The organism is Deinococcus metalli, from assembly GCF_014201805.1.
GTDB lineage: Bacteria > Deinococcota > Deinococci > Deinococcales > Deinococcaceae > Deinococcus > Deinococcus metalli.
Genome location: NZ_JACHFK010000013.1, coordinates 83,110 through 101,952, shown reverse-complemented (window position 1 = coordinate 101,952; position 18,843 = coordinate 83,110). Strand labels below are relative to the sequence as shown.

Below are 18,843 nucleotides of genomic sequence, written 5' to 3'. Positions count from 1 at the left end.
GCGCCCTCCGTTACGTATTGAACAGCTCAGTCCAGTAGTTCGCCAACGCTTACGCCGAAGGCCATGGCCAGTTTCTCGATCATGTCGATACCGACGCTGTTCTGCATGCGCTCGATCCGGCTGATCTGGGTGTGATGGATCCCGGAATATGCAGCGAGTTCTTCCTGTGACCATTCCCGCTGCTGGCGCAGACGCCGCATATTGTCCGCCAGACGTTGACGGATGGCAGGCGTTGGACTGGACATCGCGCTCATGATGGGTCAGGTCGCAGACAGCGGCCACGCCATATATGTCTTAGACACATCTGTCTAAGACATATATGCCTATAATTACGCATGCACCGCGCCACCCAGCGTTACCTCGGCCTCCCCAATACCCACCGCTCGCAGGACGGCCAGTTCCTCGCGCTCAAGTCGGTAGCCCTCGAGCCGCTGGCCCGGAAACACCTCTTTCAGGCAGTGGACATACGCGGGCGCTGGACCGGGGGTGCGCTCTTCGGTATCCGTCAGACCACCACCCTCGTCGTCACGCTCGCCGCCTGTCAGGCACCACCAAGCGCCACCACTGATCCCCTCACGCCCTCGCTTCCGTTCCTGATGGGCGTCACTCAGGGCGTATCCACCGTGCTCAGCGAAGACGTCGACTGGGCCGGCCAATGGCTCACCGCGCCGGATGGCCGTCTGCCCGACCGCCAGGTCGAGCTCGCCTGGGTCACGCTCGGTGGTCACCTGGGATTGATCGACGAGAAGTATCCCCTGCTCGTCATTGGCCTCCAGGAGGGACTCCTCACCGGCCGGGCATATCTCTGGCTCGAAGGGCAACCCGCAGAGATCGCGTGCCTGGTCGATCACAGGGCCTAGCCCGGCGGCCACATCCCACACATTGGCGTCACAGGCGCGGGCCCGCGCGCCACAGGCCGTCTGGATCAACGACCCGTCGTGCGCTACAAGAACCTACTCACCTGCCCGGAGCAGTTCCGCCACATCGACCTTCAGGGCGTCCGCGATCCTCTGCAGGTGGTCAAGCGTCACGTTCGCCTCGCCGCGCTCCATCGCTCCGATGTACGTCCGGTGGATGCCGGCGTGCTCGCCCAATTCCTCCTGCGACCAGCTGGCCGCCTTGCGGAGCTGGCGGACGTGCGCAGCAAACCGGAGTCGGGCGGCAGAAGCCATCCGGCCAGCCTGCGCGAGCGTCTCTCCAGAATCTACACTCTATACCTAGCAATTTTTCTGCTGACTTCCTAAACTGACGCATGAAAGCGCAGCAGCGGCAGTTCTGGGTACCACCTGGCGCACCGGTCCTCCCCTCTCCCGGTGAAGCGCTGCAGGACGTCGTGCTCCTTCAGGCGGTCACGCACACCCTGCACCAGCAGCTCCTGTCCCCCACCCGCATCCGCGGCGGCCTGCTGTTCGGCTACCAGGAGCAGCACACCCTGCACGTCCTCCTCGCCAGCACCGCGGGCGCGCCCACGTGGTACCCGGACACGCCCCGCGACGTCCTCCAGATCGACCCACGCTTCACGGTCGGCTGGAGCGAGGCGCTGGCCACCCTGTGGCCAGGCCGGGTGGACTGGATCGGCAACTGGATCATCCATCCAGACAGCCAGAGCGCCGCGGCGAAACACGACCACCGCCTCGTCCGGCAGGGGCACACGCTCGGTGTCCTCGACGACCGCAGCATCCTCCTCATCCCCAGCTGGAACGAAGGGGTGCTTGAGTTCCGGAGCTACACCCTGGATCAGGAAGGCCAGGCCGAGGAGCTCCCCTGCCGCGTAGGCCCACGATCCCCCTTAGAGGTCATGCAGACCTTGAGTACCGCACGTGACGCCCGGATGGAGAGCAGCCCTGAACATTGACCCGTCCCCATGCACACGGAAAGACTCCGGCCGGTTCAGGACGCCCGAATGCAGCCGCGCAGCACACTAGGCGTTCGTCGATGACCTGCTTCAGGAGGTTATGGTGACGATCGTCCGCTCCCGACAGCAGTTCGGAGCGATCACCACCCCGCAGCAACGCTCTCCCGATGACGAAGCACGCCGAGTGCGCGTGCTGGCCCGTGCTGAAGCCTTCACCCGTCCCCTAGGCCCCCTGACCACCGAGCGCCTCCAGGCCGGGATTCCTGTGCCTGCCGGCCAGGTCTCCCTCATCGCCCCCGACCCTGTTCAGTGGGGCGCCTTCGACAGTGGCGACGCGCAGATCAACACGAGGATCCTGGAAGCAATCGCTGACGGCCAGCAGGGTCTGGTAGCGCTGTACGGACTGACACGCGGCGACACCCGTCTGGCCGGGCTTACCCTCCACGCCGGACACCAGCGGGCCGACCCGTCGATCTTGGATCAGGTCGACGGTCAGACCAGCGTGCCCACCCTCATCATTCCAGTCATCGCCGTGCACCGAGGCCACCAGCGGCAGGGCGTCGGCCGGCAAGTGATAGACGTTGTGATCAGTGTGGCGCGGGCGAGAGCACCGTACCTCGGCATCACGACACTGTCGCTGGCCTCAACACCAGACAGTGATGGCTTTTTCAGCGCCCTCGGCTTCGAACGTGACGACGTGGCCGCCCCCGACGGCACCCGTGCGCGCTGGCTCCTGCTGCAGTAACGACAGTGGCTGGACGTTCAGCGCGACAGCAGGTGACCGCTCCTAAGAGGTAAAGCTCAAAACCTGCTGAGGCTGGCCGCCCAGGATGCGAAGCGATCAGCGACGGACAACATCTCCCAATGCGGCAAACGAGACACAAGAGCCTCCGGTAGAGCCGACGAGCCTATTGCTGCGCCCATCAGCTGTCCCGCCATCGACCCCACCGTATCGGTGTCTCCTCCTGCACGCATAATGGCTTCCATTACCCCCTGAAAGCCAAGTCGAGCCTCTTGTGCGGCAGCAAATACCGCAAGCGGTACGGACTCTCCCACGAAACCCGAACTGCCGAAACGCTCAGCGGCCTGCTCGATACTCATGTCCTGTTGAGTCGTAAGCGAACGAAGCTGATCGCGTACGCGGCTATCAGGTAACTTCTCGCCAATGCCCAACACATCCCACCCGAGAGGTCGGGTTACAACAGCCTGAATCGCGTAGATAACGGCGAGCGCACCAACATAGGCTTCCTCGTGGTGATGCATGATGCGGCAGACGTCTCGGATGACCTGCCGTTCTTTGAGGTCATTCGGATCAAGGAGAAAGGCGAGGGGTGCAATACGTATCGCCGCTCCATTTCCCGCTGCCCGTTCACCCCGGGCACCACTGAGCGCCCAGTGCGCCCCTGCCTCCAAGTCCCTCAGCGCCTTCAACGTGCTCGACCCAACGCCCGTAAATTGACGCGCCTGGTACCAACGAACGAAAGCCTGAGCGAGACCATCAGGCCTGACCGCCTCAGCTGCAAGGATGGCTTCACAGGTGGCGAGCGTGAACTGCGTGTCGTCGGTAAACGCCCACGGCAGCTCAACTTCCGGAGGGGCGGTGCGATTTTCGAAGGTGCTGCCCCACGCATCACCGATGGCACCGCCAATCAAGCAACCACGAATGCGATTGGCGCGATTAACGGGTGAAGCAGAGAATGCCTGGGTCACAGTATTCAGCGTACTCGGGCACCTGCTTTCTTGAAGCCGCCTCATTTGGGTCGGTCCGCTGTGCTCCTTCCTGCTAAAAGTTGAAGTGCAGTCGTCGGAAGCAAACAAGCGACGATGCCAACAGCCCGAGAGCGAGGAAGAGGTCGCTTCGACGGCCGTATCTCACCGCGAGCTTTTTGTAGTTCAGTAGCCACGAAAATGTACGCTCAACTTTCCAGCGGTTCCGCCCCAACCGGGATTTCTCCTCCACTTGGCGGCGTGCAATTCGTGGGGTGATGCCACGCAGCTTTACCGCAGTTCGGCATCTCGGGTAGTCGTATCCTTTGTCGGCATGCAGTTTGGCTGGGCGCGTGCGGAGCAGGTGGAACCGCTTGTCGTGTACTTTCGGCAGCGCGTTCAGCACGTCTACAAGCTTCTTTGAGTCGTGCACGTTTGCACCGGAGAGGGATAGCGCGATTGGAACCCTGTTGTTATCGACGATCAAGTGAAGTTTGCTGCCACATTTTCCTCGATCCGTCGGGTTTGGCCCTGTGTGAGCCCCCCTTTTGGAGCAGGGACACTCGTAGAGTCAACCGAAGCTCGTGACCAGTCCAGCAATTCTGCGTCCTGCAACGCTTGCAGTAGTGCTTGGTGTAGTTTCTGCCAGACACCTGCTTGTTGCCAGTCCCTCAATCGCCGCCAACAGGTCAAACCACTCCCGAAACCAAGTTGTTGGGGCAGAGCGCGCCACGGAAGCCCACAGCGAAGCACGAAGATAATTCCAGCGAGGACGGCCCGGTCCTCAAGTTTCGGTCGTCCGCCCCGTGGGCTCGGAGCATTCTCGGGCAGGATTGGCTGAACGACGGCCCACAGTGTGTCGGGAACGAGTTGAGCAACCATCCAAGTAAATTACGTGTTTGAGCTGGGAGTATCGTGGCACTGTGGCGAAGGGTAGATCAAGGTACGTCGCGAAAGCCATTCCTAGAGTCGGCTGGCGAATCTGGAACACCAAGATGATGCAATGGTGGGGTGAGCCGTTCAGCTACTTCCCTCAAGAACTGTTGACGGAATTGAACGGGCCAAAGCGACCTGAGCGGTTGACGGAGCTTGCTAAACGCCGGTCATGAGCGAAGGCCGACAACTTACCAGAAGTTTTAAGTTTTGAGCCTTGGCTCTAAGCCACCGTCCGGGCGTCCAGTACGGAGGGTTGACCGAAACGCATGTTCACGACGCATGGACTCCACCCGAATCTCCTGAAGCGTCCGTGTCCCTGGCCTTCGCCATCGTGGCTGCGCGTGGTCCTGCGCGTGTCGGTTGAGAACACATGGATCTTGGCCGCACATCATCCAACGGCACAGCAGTTCGCTGGAATGAATCGTCGCATTGAATGAACCGCCTAAGTTTTAAAAGCAACCCCTGTTGATCCTTGGTTCCCGTGCCGTATGCTACCAATTATGGCGTACACCACACTCAGTGAACAGGTCAGGAAACTCGCCAACGCGCAACGCAGCGACGCCTTCGTCAAGGAATTCCGCGCCGCCGTCCGGGACGGCACCTTCGACGCCGCAGATCTGCCCCAGCGCTTCACGCTGCCCAAAGCCTTCACCCGGCGCGGTCAAGACGACACGTACTCCCGTGATGTCCGGGACATGGTCTTCGAAGCCACGCCCGCATTCGACGAGTGGTTCGCGGACATGAACACCCAGCTGACGCCGGCGCGCCGGGGCGGCACGATCAAGCCTACGTACGAGAACATCGAGGCGGGCCTGGTGGACTTCAAAGCGTTGGCTGCAAGCACTCGGGAGAAGATGCAGGCGAGCTACACCAAAGGGCAGACGCTGGGGAACTCGCGGAAGGGCGCCGCGCCTGCCAAACGTGGAGCTGCTCTCGCTAAGAAGGCACCTGCCAAAAAGACCGTCGCTCGCAAGAAGGCATAACGAAGCGCCCGATCCGCCCTTAACCGCAGCCCCGCTTAATGCGGGGTGTTGTCTTGTCAGGAGCTCTGCATCTGAGCGGCATCGCCCGTGCATAGGGCGTCGCGGCAGCTCGACGGCTTCGCCATCCCATCACCCAGCGTTCAGAGGCGCGCATGATAGGACCAGTGATTTTCACGTGTATGCCTCACCAGGACGGCGCCCCATGACGCACCGCAGCAAACGCCCGCCCAAACCCCGGTACCACCAGACGTACCCGTCGACCCTGGCCACCACCGAGGAACTCCGCGTGCTCGGCCTGTGCCCCGGCACGAGGGAGCCCGACGCCATTCTTGACTACCACCACGGCAACAAGAGCGGCATCTGTGGCCTCTTCGACCGCAGCCAGGCCGTGCCCGCCAGGCCTGCTGACGATGAGGCGTCCTGATCCTCGGGTTAGCCGTGTCACTGCGATCATTCAGAAAACGACAGCGACCACAGCGACGTTTTCTCTACTGACCCACGTGCTGCCACGTCCGTAGGCACAGGCACCGTGATCTGCCTGACCACCGTTCCAGGCAGCCGGTAGCGCCCTCAGTTTCACAACGACGCTCCATCCGCGTCGGCGTGACCGCATGTATGCTCCCGGCAGGTCGTCGGACGTCCCTCCGTGAATAGTCGCTTCGATATCACTGCACTCACCACAGCCACCGTCAAGGTTGACGCACACGCCGTGATGTTCACGACCTGCCCAGTAGCGATGCTGCTGAGCCCCACTCGGACCCTGTGATCCGCGTTGTACGCCGAATTCGGGTGATGATCCAAAGCACAGACGCGGCCATGGAGATCAAGGGAGAGCCGCTCAGGGCTGAGGGATGCAACCTCGAGCTCGACAGCTTGCCTGTGTGCCCGTTCTCGGGCTGACGCATGCGTCAGGCGCTCTCTCATATCACCCCAGGCCCCGACCTCCAGCGCGCAACTGGTATGCTCCGGCATACAACAGTGAATCCTCACTCCTGCAGGCGTGACGCCGATGCCTGACCTTCAGGTCGCGGCCCTCACGCAGGGCTTCGGTGTGAGTGCGGCCCACGTGATGGGCGTCAGCGCACTGAACACCTTCGTGCTGCGCCAGGCCATCCAGAGGCACCACCCGGTCGTGGCCGGCGCCACAGGGATACTCGCCGATGCCACCTTCATCCTGCTGGGCGCCACTGGCGTGGGGGCCCTGCTGCTGCGCGTCCCCGCACTGGCCTCACTCGCTGCGTGGGGCGGCGCCGCGTTCCTGTTCTGGCACGGCTTCAAAGCCCTGCGCGCCGCATGGCGTCATGACCATCCTCACCTCGACAGCGCCAGACCCACAGCCCGGTATGCGCCCCGTGTGGCCGCGACAGCGCTGGCCCTGACCTTCCTCAATCCCCATCCGTATATCGACAGTGTGGTGCTGTTCGGTGCCCTGTCCGCTCCACTGGGCGCCGAAGGGCGAGTCCTGTTCGCCCGGGGGGCCGTGACCGCTTCATGCGCCTGGTACGCCCGGCTCACGTTTGGCGGAAGCCGCCTCGCCCCGCTCTTCCGCTCACCGGCGGCATGGCGTGGGCTCGACGCCCTCGTCGGGCTGCTCATGTGGGGGTTCGCGCTGTCCCTGGTGTGGCGCGCCCTGCACGGCGTGAATTCAGCAGCGTGAGTGGCGCTGGCCAGTCCTGTGTCCAGGGCTCTGAGGAGGTCTGCGTCGCGTGAACGTCATCTCCCCACCACGAACGATACCTAGATCAGCCCCGATTCTCGACATCTCCATCACGCCGCGTCATGACTCCCGGGCGTGCTCGAGGGCGCTGCCGATCAATGTCGTGACGTGGTGATCGAGCAGGCTGTAATACGCCACCCGGCCCTCCTTGCGGAACGTCACCACGCGGCCAGTCCGCAGCAACCGGAGTTGGTGGCTCATGGCGCTCTCGCTGATGCCGACGACCAACGACAGATCGCACACGCACAACTCCCCCGTATTCAGCGCACTGAGGATCTTCAACCGCGTGGGATCAGCAACCAGTTTCAGGAAGGCGCTGGCATGGTCGACGCACTCGGCGTCCGGCAGGGCCTCCCGGGCGCGTCGCACCGCCTCCGGGTGAACACACGCCTCCTCGCAAAGGGCGTCTTGAGAAGCGCTTATCATCTGGCCAGTGTAATGCGCCCGTGCACGGCGTATGAGGGACGCGGCACCGTCCGCCCATGGCCGTCCGAATCCCAGCCAGAAAGCCCACCTGCTGCCGTCAACGGTCACCAACCCCAGACGGCGGGTCGGCGCCGAGTCCACCGCTCCTGTCATCAACGGCAGGGCATCCGCGCGCCCTGAGAAGCACCTCTCACTGCCCAACCGGACGGGGTATCCGGTCGTCCTCAGGCACGCCAAAACGGCCACTCGTGACGTCACTGCCGCGCCAACCCGTCACCGTCCCCAGCGTGCAGTCCAGCAGGCTCGATCCGCATGATGACGTACGGCATGCCGTGAACCGCTGCGATCTCGTGCACCTTCACAACCAGGTCGCGATTCACCTCCGCACCCACCAGATGCACAGTCACGCTGTGAACGCCGCGGGTGGCGCTCCACACATGCAGCGCCTGCACTTCGGTGACGCCAGGCAGCGCGGCCAGCTCGCGACGAAAGGCATTCAGATCCACCTGTTGAAACGCGGCATTCACTGCGCCAGTCATGCTCGCGGCCAGAAGCGCCCAGACGCGCGGCACCACCCAGATCCCCACCAGCGCCCCCAGGAGCGGGTCGAGCCAGAGCTCACCGGTAAAGCGAATCAGGAGCGCGCCGCCGATCACCGCCACAGGCCCCAGCACGTCACCCCGGAGCTCCAGGTACGCGGCATGCGTGGCCGGGTTCCCCTCGCGTCCCGTGGCTGCCAGGCGCGCGCTGATCACGTTGATGCCCAGGCCAAGCACTGCCAGGGCGAGCATGACCGTGGTCTGCACGGGCACGGGTGACTGCAGCCGCCAGTACGCCTCCGCCACCACACCCAGGGCAGCGGTGGACAGCACGCCCGCGATCACAGCTGCCCCCAGAATTACGGCGCGCTGGTGGCCGGGCGTACGCCGGCGATCACGCACTTCAGGGCCTCCAGCCTGGAGCGCCAGCATCAACACCACACCGTCCGTCAGCACATGACCGGCGTCGGCGAGCAGGGCGAGACTGCCGGACAGCATGCCGGCGATGACCTCGACGAGCAGGAACGTCCCGGTCAGGATCAGCGCCTGGCCGAGCCGCCATCCGGGATCTGCCTCAGTCACGCCGCAGCCCTGTGGCTGAGAGCGTCAGCGTGGGTGACAGGCTGCCGGTGGCTGTGCCCTGCAAACGCTCGCGGCGCGGCGACCCGAAGGCCACTGGCCCACCCACCGAGTCAGCCACGCCCTGGCACGCCGATCGTCGATCCGGCGCATCGCCCCGGAACGCCGAACGTGAACGGTGCGGGCGCCACCGGCTCCCTCCGCAGCTGCCCTTGGCCTGGTGCCGCCCCGCATCGACACGCAGCGCGCTGCAGGCCAGCGACGTCATGGGGCGCTGTCCTGACCATTGTCGCGCCGCCACGTGCGGATCAGGGTCTGGACGGCCTCGCGGCTGTGCGTGAGCAGCGCGGCCTCGAACGGAACGCCGACACGCTCCTCGGAGTGAATTCCCGTCCAGTCCGCCAGAAACGCCCGCGTGCTCTCACCCGGTGTGGGGGGCAGCACCTGCAGGCGAACCGTGAGGGTGTACGCGGCGCCCCCGAATCCCACGTAGCGCTGCGGATCGAGGTACCGGACGTCCACGCTCAGCCGCGTGCGGCCGGCGGGAGACGCACATGCCGCCCGCCGGTCCACAGTCACGCCCGAACGCGGCAGTGTTCCCTGCATCAGCTGCGCCAGGAAAGGCTGAAGCGCGCGCCGTGCCCGGTTCGCCCGCCCCGCGTCCACGCCGTCGAACGTGAGGCGTACGCTCTGGGGATCAGTGCACAGGGGCACACCGCTCAGGGTGAGGGCCGCGTCATCGTGCCCAGCGCCCACCACTCCGGCCGCGCCCGCCTGTCTCCCATGGCCGCCAGGAGGCGCCTGGGTGCTGAGCACGCCCGTGACGCCCAACACGCCCATCAGGAGCAGGGCCTCGCGAACCAGCTGGAACCGCACCCCTCGCCGACGGGCGAACGCGCGCCGGACCAGCAGGGACGCCACCAGCGCCAGCAGGGCCAACGTCAGCTTCACCAGCAGGGTCTGGCCGTACCGGCTCTCCGCCCACGCGCTCAGGCGGGGCAGCTGCTGCGACGCCATCAGCAGCCCAGTACCGGCCAGCACGAGCACGCTCCCCACCGCCGCCGGGGTAAAACGCCACGCGAGGGCTGGAACGAGGGGCCGGGCCGTCCCCACCAACGCGAGCACGCCGCCCACCCACACGCCCATGGCGCCGGCATGCAGGGCGTGCAGCAGCCGAACCCAGACACCGTGGCCGTCCCCGTGCCCGATCCCCGCCGCGCCCCAGAGGCTCACGCCCACTGCAACCACGCTCAGCAGCGTGGGCCACGCGGCCACCTCCGCCACGAGCGCCGCGAGAGCGCCGAGCAGGCCAGTCAGCATCGCGCGGCCGGTCGCTGTTCCCGTGGCGTACGCGATCATGTCCGCAGGACCCGTCAGGCCCAGGACGCTCAGCGTGAGGGCCACCTGCCCGGCCCAGGCGAGCAGGAGCAGCGCGCACCCCACCGCGCCCGGCCACCACCCAGGATGGCCGGGCGTGAGCCAGCGGCGGGCCAGCACACTGCCCAGCAGCAGCGCCAGGCCCAGGTAGCTCAGGGCGGTGAGGGCAGCGGCCACGGTCTCACTTCACGCGGAAGGTACTGAAGCCCGTCACCGGGTGCCCGTCATCGGACAGGAGTTTCCACGCGATCACGTACGCACCGGCCGTCAACGCCGGCCTCAGGGGAACACAGACCACGGTGGACAGCCCCGACGCGGCCTGGGTCACGCTGGCCAGTTGGGGCGCTCCATTCTTCGCGGCGAGGGCCAGTGCGGACGCCTGCGCGGCCGTCTTGCCCACCGGAATGGCCATCACGCGGACGGTGCAGAAGCGCAGGTTCACGGGCTCACTGATGGTCAGCGTCACCACCTTGGGGGCGATCACGACTGCACTGCGCCTGGGGGTGATGGCCGTCACCTCCGTGTGGGCCAGAGCAGTCGATGACAGCAGCGCGGTCAGGACAAGCAGAACGGATTTCATGGGAACCTCCAGCGGTGGGGGCGATCTGCGCCCGGGATGGTCGGTGGCGAAGGCCTCAGCACCCCCACCGTCAGAACAGGAAACGCCGTGTCGGATGACTCCAGCGCCGAGGCGTTGCGGCGGTCGGCGAACCGCAGGTGGAGACCGGGCATCTGCAGCCAGGCAGGAGCGTGGACAACCGGCGCGCGCTGCGGCCATCCGCGGCCTGAACCCGGTCAAGATGTCCAGCTCCAGGCGAGAACGCCCCTGCCGCCGCAGCATGGTGTGCCGCGGCGGTCCCACCCGACGTCACTCGATTCCCTCACCGGCGGACGGCCCACCCTCACCTCCCGGTCGGCGCCGCAGGACGACCGTGCCCAGCAGCCATCCGAGGGCAACGCCGGCAGGCACTGCGTCGCCCCACCGCACGGCCAGGGTCTGGCCGGACTGCAGGGTGAAGGTCACCGGCACTGCCTGCGCCGTAAAGCGTGCCGCGCGCACGGTGACGGCGCCGGATGGACTCACCGCGGCGCTGATGCCGTCGTTGCCCACCCGGAGCCACCAGCGGCGGGTCTCGATGGCCCGCACCCGCCCCATCTGGAAGTGCTGTTCCGCGCCCTGCGAGGCCCCGAACCATGCGTCATTGGAGGGTGTCACCAGCACATTCGCGCCGTCACGCACCAGGGCCCGGGCGAGGGCTGGGAACGTCGACTCGTAGCAGATGAGCACGCCCACCCGGAGCGCCCCTGTACCCACCGTCAGCGCCGCGCGGCCAGGCGTCAGGCCCTGCAGGTCTGGAAGACCCAGCGCGCTGAAGACCTGCTGGTACACCCGGTTCAGCGCCCGGCGCCCCGGGAAGAACTCGCCGAAGGGCACCAACCTGATCTTGTCGTACCGGCCGGCGACCACACCTCGCAGGCTGAGCAGGGCGCTGTTGAACGGCTGGCCTGCCTGAGTGACTGCGGCGCCCAGTAAGACCGGCACCGGCACCTGGGCCAGCGCCGCCGGTCGCGTCGCCCAGGTCACGGCAGTCTCCGGCCACAGCACGAGGTCGGCGGCTCCACGCTGCAGGCCACGCCAGGTCAGGCGGAGGTACCGCTGCCAGTCGGCATCCGCCTGCCCAGCGAGCTTCTCGCGCGGGTCGACGTTGCCCTGGACGAGCAGGGCCGTCTGGGTTCCCGCGGGACTGCCGGGCCGGGTCACGCCGAAGACCAGTGCCGCGCCCCAGAGCAGCAGGGCCGCGCCGCACATCCACCTGTTCCGCGATGCCAGGGCGCTGGCCGCTATCCCCACCAGCAGCCCCAGCAGGCTGATGCCGCCCAGTTCGGCCACCTGCACCAGCGGGGTCTGCGCCAGGGTGTACCCCAGGCTGCCCCAGGTGAACCCGAAGGGCCCCCAGGACCGCGCCACCTCCAGCGCCGCCCACGCCATGGGAAAGGCCCCCAGTGACAGGCGGCCTGCCAGGCGGCGCGTGAGCCACGCCGTGAGGGCCCACATGGCAGCCAGAAGGCCCACCAGCAGCGGATACAACGCCACGATGGCCGGGCCGACCGTGCCCGCGAGGCTGAGGGGCAGCCAGCTCAGCAAGGCACCGAACAGGCCCACCGCGAAGAGCCAGGTGAGCCGCATGGCCTGACGCGGCGTCGCGGTGGCAGCTGCGCGGAAGAGGAGGGCCAGCCACACGGGAGCGAGCCACCCGAGCGGCGAGGGCGGGAAGGTGAAGGCCAGGCCGATCCCAGCCAGCACCCACCGCAGCGGGCTGTGCAGGCAGCCCAGCGCGCGCCGCCCCGGGCCGATCCGCGTCCGGGCGCCGCGACCGCGGACGGACCACCAGGAGCGCACACGCGCGACGAGCGCAGCACTCCAGAATGCGGTCCCAGGGCCCGTGCGCCACGGCGTGATCCTCATCCCGCACTGGACAGGTGGGGGCCCATCTGCCGAGGGACAGGCCACCCCTGAACGCGCCGGCCTCGACTGGGGCTGCTCAACCGCGGGTGATCCTGCCGCGCCATTCGGGACGGTGACGTCCACCAGGGGTCACGCGCCCCGAACCACGAACAGGGCCACGGCCGCCACAAGCATCACGCCGGCACCCAGCCAGCCCAGGACCCGCAGCCAGCCCCGCACGGTGAAGTCGCCCATCACCCGGCGGTTCGAGGTCATCAGCATGATCAGGATCATCACGGGGGCCGCGCTGACGCCATTGAGAATGGCGGCGTAATACAGCGCCCGGATGGGGTCGACATGCAGCAGGTTGAGCGTCAGCCCGAGCAGGGTGGCCATGGCGATGATGCCGTAAAAGCCCCGCGCCTGGTACGGCTTGCGCTCGAGGCCCACCGGCCACCGCAGCGCTTCGCCCAGCGCGTAACCCGCCGAGCCGGCCAGCACCGGCAGGGCCAGCAGGCCGGTGCCGATGATGCCGGCCGCGAAGAGCACGAACGCAAATGGCCCCGCCACAGGCCGCAGGGCTTCTGCCGCCTGCGCCGCCGTCTGGATGGACGTCTGCCCGCGCGCGTTGAGGACGGCGGCCGTCGTCAGAATGATGAAGTACGCCACCAGATTCGAAAAGGCCATACCGACGAAGGTGTCCACGCGAATCCGCCGGAACTGCCGCGGCGCCTGCTCCGGCGCCACGCGCAGCGGACGCTCAAGCTCGTGGGTGTCCATCTCGGAGACCTCCTCCGACGCCTGCCAGAAGAACAGGTAGGGACTGATGGTGGTGCCGAGCACCGCCACCAGTGCCTGGACCGAGGACGCCTGCCACGTGAGGTGCGGCCAGACCGTGGCCCTGAGCGCCTCGCCCCAGGGCACCCGCACCACGAACACCGTCGCCACATACGCGAACAACGACACGGTGAGCCATTTGAGAATCCGGGTGTAGCGGGAGTACGGCACGTAGACCTGCAGCAGGACGGATGCGCCCGCCAGCACGGCCGAGTACAGCAGCGCGGGTCCGCCCACCAGGAGCCGCACCGCTTCCCCCATGGCGCCGATATCTGCGCCCAGGTTGATCACGTTGGCGACGAGCAGCAGGGCCGTCATGCTCCACATCCACCCGGCCGGGTAGTGCCGGCGCACATTGCCCGCGACGCCGTGCCCGGTCACCCGGCCGAGGCGCGCACTGATCTCCTGAATGGTGGCCATCAGGGGGTAGGTGAACAGCATCGACCACAGCAGGCCGTAGCCGAACTGTGCGCCCACCTGCGAGTACGTGGCGATGCCGCTGGGATCATCGTCCGAGGCGCCCGTGATCAGGCCCGGGCCCAGGCTGCGCATCAGGCCGGTCTTCGTCTCCCGGCGGTCGGGAATGGAGGGGTCACCCGTCATGTCAACTCCGCCGTGATGACCGGGGACAGGCCGCCCTGTGGTGGGGCGCCGTGCCCAGGGGTGTGCCGCGTCACTGGGCCGCCAGCCATTCCGTCACGAGGAAGCCGAGCGCGAGCCCGAGACCGACACCGAGGCCCACGACGTCCCACGCACCCGGTATCCAGCGCCACCGCCGGACGTGGGCCACCAGCATGCACACGCCCAGGACGCCGTACAGCGGGACGAGGGCAAGGTGCTGGTGCCGGCCGGCCATCACGGCAGCGGCGAGATCGATCACGCCGTTGGCCGGCACCAGCAGCGCGGCATTGCGGTGTGGCCCCCTCACGTCGCCAGCTCCAGCAGGTACAGGGCCACGAAGCCTGCGAAGAACGCCGCTGTGATGAGCGGTGTCTCCTTGACTTCATGCGCCTCGGTCAGGAGTTCCTCGGTCACGAGGAACAGCAGCGCCGCCGCGCCGAAGGACAGCGTGATCTCCAGGGCCAGACCGGACAGACCACGCAGCAAGGTTCCTCCGAGCGCCGCGCCCAGAATGACGAGCACGCTCAGGCCGGCCACGGTCCCGATGGTGCGGCCACGGCTGACCCCCGACTGCCCGAGACTGGACGCCACCGATACGCCGAGGAACAGCAGTTCCAGCGTCAGGGCAATCACCAGCAGGGTCCCCACGCGCTCACCGGCGGCAAAACCCACACCGATCAGCAGGCCGTCGATCAGCACGTCGATGCCGACCACGGTGATGAGGCCGACGTTGCTCGACGGCCGGCCTGTGGTCTCGGGCGTGGCGCCTTCCAGGCGCTCGGCGAAGTGCCGGATGATCAGCATCACGGCGACCCCGAGCGCGAACCCGATCACCACGCCCACCGGCTGGTGGCCCTTGGTGATCTCCGGGAGCAGTTCGCCGGCCACCGCGGCGAACACCACGCCCGCCGCGAAGTGCTGCACCAGGCTGCGCACCGTGTCGCTGGGCACCCGGACGCTCGCCGCCGCACCGCCCAGGATGGTGGCGGCCACCGGGATCAGCGTCAACGAGAGGATCTGCCCGAGGGGTGCGCTCACGAGCCCGGGCGTCCTGCCGTCAGGGCCGCGAGGATCTGCGGGCGTTGCCGGTCGAAGGGGCCATAAAAGGCCTGCTCACCGATGACCGTGACCGGCGCAATCCGCACGTTCGCGCGTCCCTGCATTTCAGCGAGCGCGTCCGGATCACCCCGGACGTTCTTTTCGGTGAACGGCGCGCCCTGCTGCGTGAGCAGCCGCTTGATGGCCTCACAGTCCGCGCAGCCGGGCACGGTGTAGAGCGTGACGACCGGCGAGGGGAGAGCATCCGGCCCGAGGGTCATGCTCAGACGCCCTGGGCGAGAGTGGGGGCCGGGGCCGACGCCTTGGGCGTCCCAGTGGTGCCCTTCCAGCGCAGCAGCCGCAGGGCGTTCGCAGTCACGATCGCGGTCGCGCCGGTGTCCGCCAGGATGGCCATCCACAGGTTGGTGTAGCCGAGCAGCGTGGTGATCAGGAAAATCAGTTTCAGGCCCAGTGCGAAGGCGATGTTCCACTTGATGTTCGTCATGGTGGCGCGTGACAACCGCACCAAGTCGACCACGCCTGTCACTCGCTCACGCAGGAGGGCCGCGTCGGCGGTCTCCAGGGCCACGTCCGTGCCGCCCCCCATGGCGATGCCCACGTCCGACTGGGCCAGCGCAGGCGCGTCGTTGATGCCGTCGCCAACCATTGCTACACCCCCGTCAGCTTTCAGCTGTGCAATGACCTTCAGCTTGTCCTCGGGCAGCAATTCGGCGCGCACGTTCATCCCCAGGTCGCGGCCAATGGCCTGCCCAGTGCGGGCGTTGTCGCCGGTGAGCATGACGGTGTTGACCCCGAGGTCATGCAGCTGGGCCAGGGCGACCTTCGCGTCCTCCCGGGGTTCGTCGCGGATGGCCATCAGGCCCAGGGGGGTCGAGCCGTCCAGCAGCACGACGGTGGTCCGGCCCTGCTCCTCGAACGCGGCAATCTGGCGCTGGGCGTCGGCACTCAGATCCGCGAGCGTGGCGGCGTGACGGGGCGAGGTCACGCTCAGGGCGCGGCCCTCCACCGTGGCGCTCGCACCCTTACCGGGCAGCGCCTGCGCGTCCGTGGCGGACGGAACCGTGACCTGCTCCCGGGCAGCTGCGTCCGTGATGGCTTTCGCGAGCGGGTGGCTGCTGCCCGACTCCACGGCCGCGGCCAGGCGCAGGACGTCACTGCGGTCCATGGTGAGCCCGATCGTGTCCGTGACCCGAGGCTTCCCAGCCGTCAAAGTCCCCGTCTTGTCAAAGGCGACGGTCTTGACGCTGCCGATGGTCTCCAGCGCGGCGCCCCCCTTGATCAGCAGACCGCGGCGGGTGCCTGCACTGATGGCGCTGGTGATGGCCGCCGGGACGCTCAGCACCAGCGCGCACGGGCAGCCGATCAGCAGCAGGGCGATGCCCTTGTAGAGCCACGGATGCCATGCTTGACCCAGCAGCAAGGGCGGCACGAGGGCGACCAGGGCAGAGACCGCCACCACGCCGGGCGTGTAGTACCGGCTGAAGCGGTCAATAAACCGTGCAGTGGGCGCCTTGCTGCCCTCGGCTTCCTCGACCATGTGGATGATCCGGGCAATGGTGTTGTCGGCCGCGGCCTTGTCCACCTGGATCCGCAGCGTGCCGTCGGTGTTGATGCTGCCGGCGTAGACGGTGTCGCCCACCGTCTTCACGACGGGAACGCTCTCGCCGGTGACAGGGGAGTCATCCAGGCTGGACGTGCCTGCGGTGATGGTGCCGTCGGCGGGGACGCGCCCACCGGGGTTGACCTGGACGCTTTGGCCGACCTGCAGGGTGTCGGCCGGCACTTCGCGCGTGCTGTTTCCGTCGACCAGGAGTGCGGTCTTCGGAGCGAGCGCGGCGAGGGCCTGGATGCCCGCCCGGGCGCGGCCGGCGGCAATGCCCTCGAGGAGCTCCCCGACCGCGAAGAAGAACACGACGACCGCGCCTTCCGGCGCTTCCCCGATCGCGACGGCGCCGATGGCGGCGAGGCTGACGAGCATGTTGATGCTGAAGGGATCGCCGAGTCGGGCGCTGGCGACGGCCTTGCGGGCCAGCGGCCACACGCCGAGGAGCGTCGCGGCGACGAAGCCCCAGGTGGCAAAGGCGGGCTCGATGAAGCCGAACAACCACGCGACCAGCAGCAGCAGGCCGGAACTGACGACCAGTTTGCCCTGCCCGGTGCGGTACCACGGAGTCCCGGGCGGGGAGACTTCGTGGACGTGACCGGCGTGGTCATGCCCGTGATCGTGGTCGCCATGGTCGTGGTCATGTCCGGTGTGGTCGGCTGACGTTTCGGAGGCTGGCGTCGTGCGGGGCGTGACGAGGGAGGGCGCGTAGCCGAGGGCCTTGAGGTTTTTTTCCAGGGTGGCCCGTGGCGTCCGGGTCTCGTCCAGGTGAAGCGTCAGCGTCTGCTTGGTGAAGCTGGTGCTGACCTCCTCGGCGCCGGGGAGCGTGGCGACCATGCGTTCGACTTTCTGCACGCAGCTGGCGCAGTCCATGCCGTCGACGAAGTACGTGATGGATGGGGTGGGCGCTGGTGTGCCCTGGCGGGGGGTCGAGGACGTCATGCGAGCAGTATATCTGAGGAACTATTCATATGTAAATCTGTTCATTCATGAACCTGAGCAGAATGGGGGCTCACTGGCACCGTGGTGAGGAGACCTACGCTATGGGCTCAGGAGGTCAACATATGACGATGTCCAGCCAGATCCAGGAGCACATGCCCGTTGTCTGCGCCGATGGCCACAACCACGGTGAAGTCGATCGCGTCGACGGGAACTACATCAAGCTCACCAAGGACGACTCCGGGCAGCATCACTGGTTGCCGCTGAGCGCCGTCGATCACGTGGACGAACACGTTCACCTCAACCTCAACCACAGTCAGGTTCACGAACAGTGGCTGTCGGAAGATCCGCACCCTGAGCACCGTCAGTAGCGGTCTGGGCATGACATCCAAGCGTGGGGACGGCTGCCGGCAGCCGTCCCCACTCGAGTTGTCCTGACATCCGCAGAGGCGATGAGTGGTGCCCGGCCGACCGCGCTGGGTCCGTGCTGGTTCGCAGGGTGGAGCGCGCTTCTGGCGTTTGGATGTCAGCCTGATCCCCGACAGTGGTCGGATGACCTGTTACGTTCTAAGGGCTGATGAAGACCAGAATGTATGCTGCGGCACTGTTGATGGCCCTGACTATGACGGGAAGCCTGGCCCTGACCGTGCAAGTCCAGCGTGGAGATACCGTGACCCGCATCGCCGCGCGGCAGGGGGTTGGCGTGCAGGCGCTGCTGAAGGCCAATCCTGGCCTGAATCCGCAGCGGTTGCAGATCGGACAGCGGCTGAACGTGCCGGTCACTGCCGGGTCAGGCAAGGCGGTGGTCAAGACGGCCGGTCTGCGGGTCAGGGTGTCGCTGCCGCTGGTGGGCCGCCTGACCACGGCGCCGAGCAACGACCACCTCGGCCTGGATATCGCCGCCCGCAGCGGAACGGCGGTCCGGGCGGCCATGGGCGGAACGGTTCAGATGTCCGAGTTCGATGGCCGGACTGGATGGGGCTGGACGGTTGTGGTCGATCACGGGAACGGGTACACCACGCGGTACAGCCACAACAGCGCGAATCTGGTGCGGGTGGGACAGCAGGTGACGGCCGGTCAGACGATCGCCCGGGTAGGCAGCACCGGGAACAGCACCGGACCACACCTGGATTTCCGCGTCTACCGGGAAGGTCAGGCGGTCAATCCGTACAGCCTCTACGAGTGAGCTGAGCAGGCAGCGGCAGGCCCGTCACAGTGG

General features: G+C 66.9%; 22 protein-coding genes. 8 read left to right on the top strand and 14 right to left on the bottom strand.

Annotated features, from left to right (window positions below):
- Positions 1-26 precede the first annotated feature (26 nt).
- Positions 27-254 carry a type II toxin-antitoxin system RelB family anti-toxin gene (relB, locus tag HNQ07_RS20060; RefSeq protein ID WP_184115123.1) on the bottom strand — a complete coding sequence of 76 codons (228 nt, stop codon included), beginning with the start codon at positions 252-254 and terminating at the stop codon, positions 27-29.
- A gap of 81 nt (positions 255-335) precedes the next feature.
- Between relB (HNQ07_RS20060) and HNQ07_RS20055 the strand changes: the two genes are divergently transcribed.
- Positions 336-860, top strand: a complete 525-nt coding sequence (locus HNQ07_RS20055; RefSeq protein ID WP_184115121.1) for a hypothetical protein — start codon at positions 336-338, stop codon at positions 858-860.
- Positions 861-953: 93 nt separating this feature from the next.
- Here the strand turns inward: HNQ07_RS20055 and relB (HNQ07_RS20050) are convergent, their stop codons facing one another.
- On the bottom strand, positions 954-1,172 hold the full coding sequence (relB, locus tag HNQ07_RS20050; RefSeq protein WP_184115119.1) for a type II toxin-antitoxin system RelB family anti-toxin: 219 nt from the start codon (positions 1,170-1,172) through the stop codon (positions 954-956).
- A gap of 80 nt (positions 1,173-1,252) precedes the next feature.
- Between relB (HNQ07_RS20050) and HNQ07_RS20045 the strand changes: the two genes are divergently transcribed.
- Positions 1,253-1,855 carry a hypothetical protein gene (locus tag HNQ07_RS20045; RefSeq protein WP_184115117.1) on the top strand — a complete coding sequence of 201 codons (603 nt, stop codon included), beginning with the start codon at positions 1,253-1,255 and terminating at the stop codon, positions 1,853-1,855.
- A 100-nt stretch (positions 1,856-1,955) separates the two neighbouring features.
- A complete protein-coding gene (locus tag HNQ07_RS20040; RefSeq protein WP_184115115.1) occupies positions 1,956-2,600 on the top strand; it encodes a GNAT family N-acetyltransferase in 645 nt (214 codons plus the stop codon).
- A gap of 56 nt (positions 2,601-2,656) precedes the next feature.
- Here HNQ07_RS20040 and HNQ07_RS20035 read toward each other — a convergent pair whose 3' ends face one another.
- Together HNQ07_RS20035 and HNQ07_RS20030 are read right to left on the bottom strand one after the other, a co-directional pair.
- Positions 2,657-3,565: an ADP-ribosylglycohydrolase family protein gene (locus tag HNQ07_RS20035; RefSeq protein WP_184115113.1), complete on the bottom strand. Its 909-nt coding sequence runs from the start codon at positions 3,563-3,565 to the stop codon at positions 2,657-2,659.
- A gap of 73 nt (positions 3,566-3,638) precedes the next feature.
- Positions 3,639-4,444, bottom strand: a protein-coding gene (locus HNQ07_RS20030; protein ID WP_373298124.1) for an IS5 family transposase whose coding sequence is annotated in 2 segments (ribosomal slippage) — positions 3,639-4,114 and positions 4,114-4,444 — 807 coding nt in all. Because the reading frame shifts where the segments join, the coding sequence is not laid out codon by codon here.
- Positions 4,445-4,998: 554 nt separating this feature from the next.
- Here HNQ07_RS20030 and HNQ07_RS20025 point away from each other — a divergent pair.
- The 3 genes from HNQ07_RS20025 (at position 4,999) to HNQ07_RS20015 (ending at position 7,138) form a co-directional block, all read left to right on the top strand.
- Positions 4,999-5,481 (top strand): hypothetical protein, encoded by a 483-nt coding sequence (locus tag HNQ07_RS20025; RefSeq protein WP_184115111.1) that lies wholly within the window; start codon positions 4,999-5,001, stop codon positions 5,479-5,481.
- Positions 5,482-5,683: 202 nt separating this feature from the next.
- Positions 5,684-5,905: a hypothetical protein gene (locus tag HNQ07_RS20020; protein ID WP_184115110.1), complete on the top strand. Its 222-nt coding sequence runs from the start codon at positions 5,684-5,686 to the stop codon at positions 5,903-5,905.
- 585 nt (positions 5,906-6,490) lie between these two features.
- Positions 6,491-7,138 carry a LysE/ArgO family amino acid transporter gene (locus HNQ07_RS20015; protein ID WP_229832232.1) on the top strand — a complete coding sequence of 216 codons (648 nt, stop codon included), beginning with the start codon at positions 6,491-6,493 and terminating at the stop codon, positions 7,136-7,138.
- 120 nt (positions 7,139-7,258) lie between these two features.
- On the opposite strand, the gene HNQ07_RS20010 is transcribed toward HNQ07_RS20015, so the two are convergent.
- From HNQ07_RS20010 to HNQ07_RS19965, 10 genes are all read right to left on the bottom strand, one after another.
- Positions 7,259-7,624 (bottom strand): ArsR/SmtB family transcription factor, encoded by a 366-nt coding sequence (locus tag HNQ07_RS20010; RefSeq protein WP_184115106.1) that lies wholly within the window; start codon positions 7,622-7,624, stop codon positions 7,259-7,261.
- 254 nt (positions 7,625-7,878) lie between these two features.
- Positions 7,879-8,745 (bottom strand): cation diffusion facilitator family transporter, encoded by an 867-nt coding sequence (locus tag HNQ07_RS20005; protein ID WP_184115103.1) that lies wholly within the window; start codon positions 8,743-8,745, stop codon positions 7,879-7,881.
- A 261-nt stretch (positions 8,746-9,006) separates the two neighbouring features.
- A complete protein-coding gene (locus tag HNQ07_RS20000; RefSeq protein ID WP_184115101.1) occupies positions 9,007-10,296 on the bottom strand; it encodes a CopD family protein in 1,290 nt (429 codons plus the stop codon).
- A gap of 4 nt (positions 10,297-10,300) precedes the next feature.
- Positions 10,301-10,699: a copper resistance CopC family protein gene (locus HNQ07_RS19995; protein ID WP_184115099.1), complete on the bottom strand. Its 399-nt coding sequence runs from the start codon at positions 10,697-10,699 to the stop codon at positions 10,301-10,303.
- Positions 10,700-10,987: 288 nt separating this feature from the next.
- Positions 10,988-12,424, bottom strand: a complete 1,437-nt coding sequence (gene lnt, locus HNQ07_RS19990; RefSeq protein ID WP_229832223.1) for an apolipoprotein N-acyltransferase — start codon at positions 12,422-12,424, stop codon at positions 10,988-10,990.
- Between the two features lie 291 nt (positions 12,425-12,715).
- Complete coding sequence (locus HNQ07_RS19985; RefSeq protein ID WP_184115097.1) at positions 12,716-14,005, bottom strand: Nramp family divalent metal transporter; 1,290 nt, start codon at positions 14,003-14,005, stop codon at positions 12,716-12,718.
- Between the two features lie 70 nt (positions 14,006-14,075).
- Entirely contained in the window at positions 14,076-14,330 is a 255-nt protein-coding gene (locus HNQ07_RS19980; RefSeq protein WP_184115095.1) for a hypothetical protein, read from the bottom strand.
- On the bottom strand, positions 14,327-15,061 hold the full coding sequence (locus tag HNQ07_RS19975; protein WP_184115093.1) for a ZIP family metal transporter: 735 nt from the start codon (positions 15,059-15,061) through the stop codon (positions 14,327-14,329). The genes HNQ07_RS19980 and HNQ07_RS19975 overlap by 4 nt, the downstream gene beginning before the upstream one ends.
- Positions 15,058-15,342 carry a glutaredoxin family protein gene (locus HNQ07_RS19970; protein WP_184115091.1) on the bottom strand — a complete coding sequence of 95 codons (285 nt, stop codon included), beginning with the start codon at positions 15,340-15,342 and terminating at the stop codon, positions 15,058-15,060. The genes HNQ07_RS19975 and HNQ07_RS19970 overlap by 4 nt, the downstream gene beginning before the upstream one ends.
- Before the next feature lie 2 nt (positions 15,343-15,344).
- A complete protein-coding gene (locus HNQ07_RS19965) occupies positions 15,345-17,627 on the bottom strand; it encodes a heavy metal translocating P-type ATPase (protein ID WP_184115089.1) in 2,283 nt (760 codons plus the stop codon).
- Between the two features lie 122 nt (positions 17,628-17,749).
- On the opposite strand from HNQ07_RS19965, the gene HNQ07_RS19960 reads away from it, so the two are divergent.
- Together HNQ07_RS19960 and HNQ07_RS19955 are read left to right on the top strand one after the other, a co-directional pair.
- A complete protein-coding gene (locus tag HNQ07_RS19960; protein ID WP_184115087.1) occupies positions 17,750-17,995 on the top strand; it encodes a DUF2171 domain-containing protein in 246 nt (81 codons plus the stop codon).
- 299 nt (positions 17,996-18,294) lie between these two features.
- Entirely contained in the window at positions 18,295-18,810 is a 516-nt protein-coding gene (locus tag HNQ07_RS19955; RefSeq protein WP_229832221.1) for a peptidoglycan DD-metalloendopeptidase family protein, read from the top strand.
- Positions 18,811-18,843: the final 33 nt, after the last annotated feature.